Origin of the sequence: Streptomyces sp. SP18BB07, assembly GCF_036322545.1 — a bacterium.
Lineage (GTDB): Bacteria > Actinomycetota > Actinomycetes > Streptomycetales > Streptomycetaceae > Streptomyces > Streptomyces deccanensis.
In genome coordinates, this window is sequence record NZ_JAQYWT010000372.1 from 1 (window position 1) to 441 (window position 441).

At 59.4% G+C, this 441-nt stretch carries 1 rRNA gene; it reads left to right on the forward strand.

The features are described from left to right. Window positions 1-349: 349 nt before the first annotated feature. Window positions 350-441 (forward strand): 23S ribosomal RNA (locus tag PUR53_RS47945); the annotation flags it as partial.

A 441-nucleotide genomic window follows, 5' to 3' on the forward strand; every position in this document is an offset into this window, starting at 1 on the left:
ACAAGGTAGCCGTACCGGAAGGTGCGGCTGGATCACCTCCTTTCTAAGGAGCACTTCTAGGCTGCTACGGCAGTCCAGAGGCCAGATCATCAGCGAACGTCTGATGCTGGTTGCTCATGGGTGGAACGTTGATTATTCGGCCGGTTTCACGGGTCGGAGGCTGTTAGTACTGCTCGCAAGAGCGTGGAAAACATGATCTCCGGGCGGGAGCCGGCTGGGCACGCTGTTGGGTGTCTGAGGGAATGAACGTCCCCTCAGTGCCGGCCCCGGTGAACTCATTGGCTTGTCCAGTGGGGTGGCGGGTGGTTGGTCGTTGTTTGAGAACTGCACAGTGGACGCGAGCATCTGTGGCCAAGTTTTTAAGGGCGCACGGTGGATGCCTTGGCACCAGGAACCGATGAAGGACGTGGGAGGCCACGATAGGCCCCGGGGAGTCGTCAA